A 4578-nucleotide genomic window follows, 5' to 3' on the forward strand; every position below is an offset into this window, starting at 1 on the left:
CAGGTTTTTGGTGCTGATAATTCTATCACTGCTCTCGATTTTCTTACTCTTTCTCCTTGAAAACAAAGCGCATTAAATTCGCTGCATTTTTTCTAAAATTATAGCAACTCGGTTTGTTAAATAAACCGAGTTTTTAATTATTAGTACAAAAAATATCAAGCCGATGAATTATTGCTGATTCGACTTGCTGATAACCCTGAAATTGGTTATTAGTGAGTAATTCATTCTTGACAAAAGCCAGAAAAAAAGTTGATAACTACAAAATTTATAACCATTTCTTGAGTGAAATATAGATTAGCTGAATTTTTCCTAAAGTTATAGCAAATCGGTTTGTTAAATAAACCGAGTTTTTAATTATTACTACAAAAAATATCAAGCCGATGAATTATTGCTGATTCGACTTGCTGACGGCCCTGAAATTTTGGTAGTGAGTCATTCATTCTTGACAAAAGCCAGAAAACGAAGTTGATAACTACAAAATTTATAATTATTTCTTTAGTAAAATATAGATTATCTGACATTGAGCTGATTGACAGCCCTAAAATTTGTTCTTGATAAAGAATCAAGTCTGAGTGAAAATCGGAAATCCAAGCTTTGTTTACTACAAACAAGAATGCTTGTCAACTGCATTTAGGCAAAAAATATCTAATTAAAAGGTGTATTTTCGGAGATTGCGATCATTTTTCCTCATCATAAAATAAGTTGGCACTACGTCTGAATTGGCTAAAAAAACCCTGATTTACTAGGTAAATACAGCTAACTGCTACTTTAGGAAGATGTCGCACAAAAAAAAATCGAAGTAAATAGAACTTGTTAAGTATGCGAAGTCGAGAAATTAGTAATTAGAGATTTCCATTAGCAATTAACAATAATATCTACCACTGAAGATTGACGATTAACAAATCAAGGAGCTATCTAACTCATGAAAAATTTATGGTGCAACTACTCTTCGCCAATTCACAAATTAAGTTGCGATCGCCACGACACTGACTGCATAAAAGTTTCTTTGATTGGGACGCCGTTAGTCGGTGATCGGGCTATTAATATTTCCTGTTTAACAAAAGCGAGTCGGGGCGTTAATACTCAACGTAAAAAACATTTAGTTTGCATCGATCCGAGGGTAGAGAATTATCAGCATCTTGCCAGCGGAGTCAAACCGGGGACAGAGATAATTGTCCTTGATCGAAGTCTGGACGGAGTAGAACAAATTACTGAGATTTTAGCTAAACGCAGCTCCATTGCCAGCCTTCAGATAGTTGCTCACGGCAAGGAAGCTTCGGTGCAACTGGGGTCAACTTTACTGAAGGATGAAAACTTACCAAAGTACGATCGGCATTTGCAACAGTGGCGCCATGCCTTCACGGAAAAAGCCGATATTTTAATATTAGCGTGTCAGGTTGGGGCTGGAAAAGCCGGGATTGCTTTCGTGCAGAAGCTGAGAGAATTAACAGGCGCAAACATAGCGGCTTCCAACAATCTAATTGGCAGTGCAAAATTAGGAGGAAACTGGCAATTAAATGTTACAGCCGGACGAGTAAAAACCGCAATAGCCTTTGAAACAAAAACCCAGGAAACTTACAGCGCTGTCCTCATTAGTTTAGTGGACGAAAGTTTTCAAGACGCACGTCTAATCGGACCTTGGATCTCTGGGGTAACAGGCACGTCAGACGCTCCGGCTTTAACAGCAGGAACCGGAACGGAGAGTTTTCCAGGTTTGAACATAGACCCGGTTGGCAGCGGGGCGTTAAGATTAACTACAAGAACTTTTGACCAATCTACTTTTGTCATCTATAACAGTCAGGTTCCTGTCAATAGTGGTCTTAACATTGTCTTTGATATATTTGCCTACGACGGCACTGCACGTCCGAATTTAGCAGGGCGGACAGGGGACGGCATAAGTTTCTTTTTAATTGACGGTACTGTGACGCCTACAGTAGCTGGAGGCTATGGAGGGTCTCTCGGCTACGCCCAAAATACAGATACAAATCAGTCCGGTTTACGGGGAGGTTATTTAGGAATTGGATTGGATGAATTTGGAAATTTCTCAAGTGAAACTCAAGGGCGTGTAGGCGGAATTGGGGTGACTCGTAGAGCAGATTCGGTAACACTTCGAGGTAGCGAATCTACGGGATATCGATTTTTAACTTCTACGTTTGTGCCGCAGGGAATAGATAATATTCCCGATACCGTAAATCCTCTGCCTCCAAACGGGCCGATCAACACCATTACTAGCAGCCGCGAAGCAGCCAGAAGAAGAGTTCAAATTATTTTGGAACCCCCCAATTCTGCAACGCCAAACCGTCTCACTGTTAACTTTGATCTCAACAATAATGGTTCGTTTGCAGATCCGGGTGAGACTCTTATCGACATTGCCAATTTACAAGAGGAGATAGACGAGCCAATCCCGGCAACATTCAAATTTGGTTTTGCTGGTTCAACGGGAGACGCAACAAATATTCACGACGTTCGCACTTTGTCGATCCAAACTATAGACGTGCCGCTTACTACAGCAGATGTTGCCTCAACGAAAACAGGCCCGGCGGCAGCGGCACCGGATAGCCCCATTACTTACACAATTACGACAGTAAATAACGGCCCGAACGACGCCGAAAACGTGGTGATTGAAGATAGATTGCCCGACGGGGCAGTATTTGGTAGTGCCAACGGCGACGGCACTTTCAACCCGACAACGAGACTGGTTTCCTGGAGTATTCCGAATTTACCTCTTGGGGCCACCGCCACGCGCACGGTAACTGTTACGGCCCCAACTACACTCGGCCCTATTACAAACAGTGTATTCAGCAGCAGCAGTACGATCGATCCCGTACCCGGTAACAACAGTGGCAGCAGCCCGGATGCGAGAGTCACGACCACTATTACAAACGATAGCGCTGATGTAGTGACGGTCAAAAGCGGGCCCGCTACGGCAGCAGCCGGATCGACTGTTACTTACACAATTACGGCAGCCAACAGTGGGCCGAGTGCAGCAACCAATGTGGTGATCACCGACACCATTGTTCCGGGTTTAACAGGAGTCAGCGTCTCGGAGGGCGGAACTTACAGCCAAACTACAGGTATTGTGACTTGGCCGACGATCACATCCCTAGCCAGCGCAGCCAGCACCAACAGAACCGTCCGTTTTCCACTTCCCGCCACCGGCGGCCCCATCGCCAACACTGCTAGCAGCACCTCAACGAGCCGAGACCCCAATCCTGACAACAACAACGGCAGCAGCCCGTCGGCAAGAGTCACCACCACGATCACCGATAGCGCCGATGTAGCTACAATCAAAAGCGGGCCCGCTACGGCAGCAGCCGGATCGACTGTTACTTACACAATTACGGCAGCCAACAGTGGGCCGAGTGCAGCAACCAATGTGGTGATCACCGACACCATTGTTCCGGGTTTAACAGGAGTCAGCGTCTCGGAGGGCGGAACTTACAGCCAAACTACAGGTATTGTGACTTGGCCGACGATCACATCCCTAGCCAGCGCAGCCAGCACCAACAGAACCGTCCGTTTTCCACTTCCCGCCACCGGCGGCCCCATCGCCAACACTGCTAGCAGCACCTCAACGAGCCGAGACCCCAACCCTGACAACAACAACGGCAGCAGCCCGTCGGCAAGAGTCACCACCACGATTACCGATAGCGCCGATGTAGCTACGATCAAAACCGGGCCCGCTACTGTGGCCGCAGGCTCGACTGTCACCTACACAATTCTCACCGAAAACAGAGGGCCGAGTACCGCTACCAACATCACCGTTACAGACAGCATCGTTCCCGGTTTAACGGGCGTTACAGCATCCAACGGCGGTATTTACGACCCAGCCACAGGCATTGTCAGCTTTCCGCCCATTGCCAGCTTAGCTGACGGCGTGGCCGTCAGCCGGACTGTCAGATTCCCAGCCCCGGCGACCGGCACTGTCAGCAACACGGCAAGAAGTACCTCAACCACTAATGACCCAAATCCCGACAACAATAACGGCCGCGATCCCGGCGCAACTGTTAGCACCAGCATCGCCTCTGCCCCGACTCCCCCACCCGCACCGACTCCGACTCCCGCCAACCTACGGCCGATAGCTAACAATGTCAACCTCGAAATCGCCCCCAGCAGCGCTGTGGCGATCGCAGGACTCGGAGGAAGTGATCCCGACGGTTCGATCGCATCCTTCACCATCAACACCGTCCCACCAGCAAATGAAGGGCTGATATTTTTAGGCAATCCCGATACCGGCGGAACGATTGTCACGGCCGGTCAAATTCTGACACCTGCTGACATTAACCAATTATTTTTCCAATCGACAGGCAACTTTACAAAAGCAAATTTCACCTACAGCGCTACAGACAACCAGGGCGCTACCAGCCGCGCCAGCGCTACTGTATCGGCGCTGCTGCCGGAGCCCAACCAACCGCCAGTAGCTAACAACGTCGACCTCGAAATCGCCCCCAGCAGCACTGTGGCGATCGCAGGACTCGGAGGAAGCGACCCCGACGGGTCGATCGCATCCTTCACCATCAACACCGTCCCACCAGCAAATGAAGGGCTGATATTTTTAGGCAATCCCGATACCGGCGG

The 4578-nt window shown here is 48.0% G+C and carries 1 protein-coding gene; it reads left to right on the plus strand.

Going from position 1 to position 4578, the window contains the following annotated elements; genetic code table 11:
- Positions 1 to 922: 922 nt before the first annotated feature.
- Positions 923 to 4578, plus strand: a 3656-nt coding sequence (locus QT979_RS28320; protein ID WP_333312332.1) for a DUF4347 domain-containing protein, incomplete at its 3' end; no start/stop codon positions are given.

It is taken from the genome of Microcoleus sp. w2-18bC1, assembly GCF_036700365.1.
Lineage (GTDB): Bacteria > Cyanobacteriota > Cyanobacteriia > Cyanobacteriales > Microcoleaceae > Microcoleus.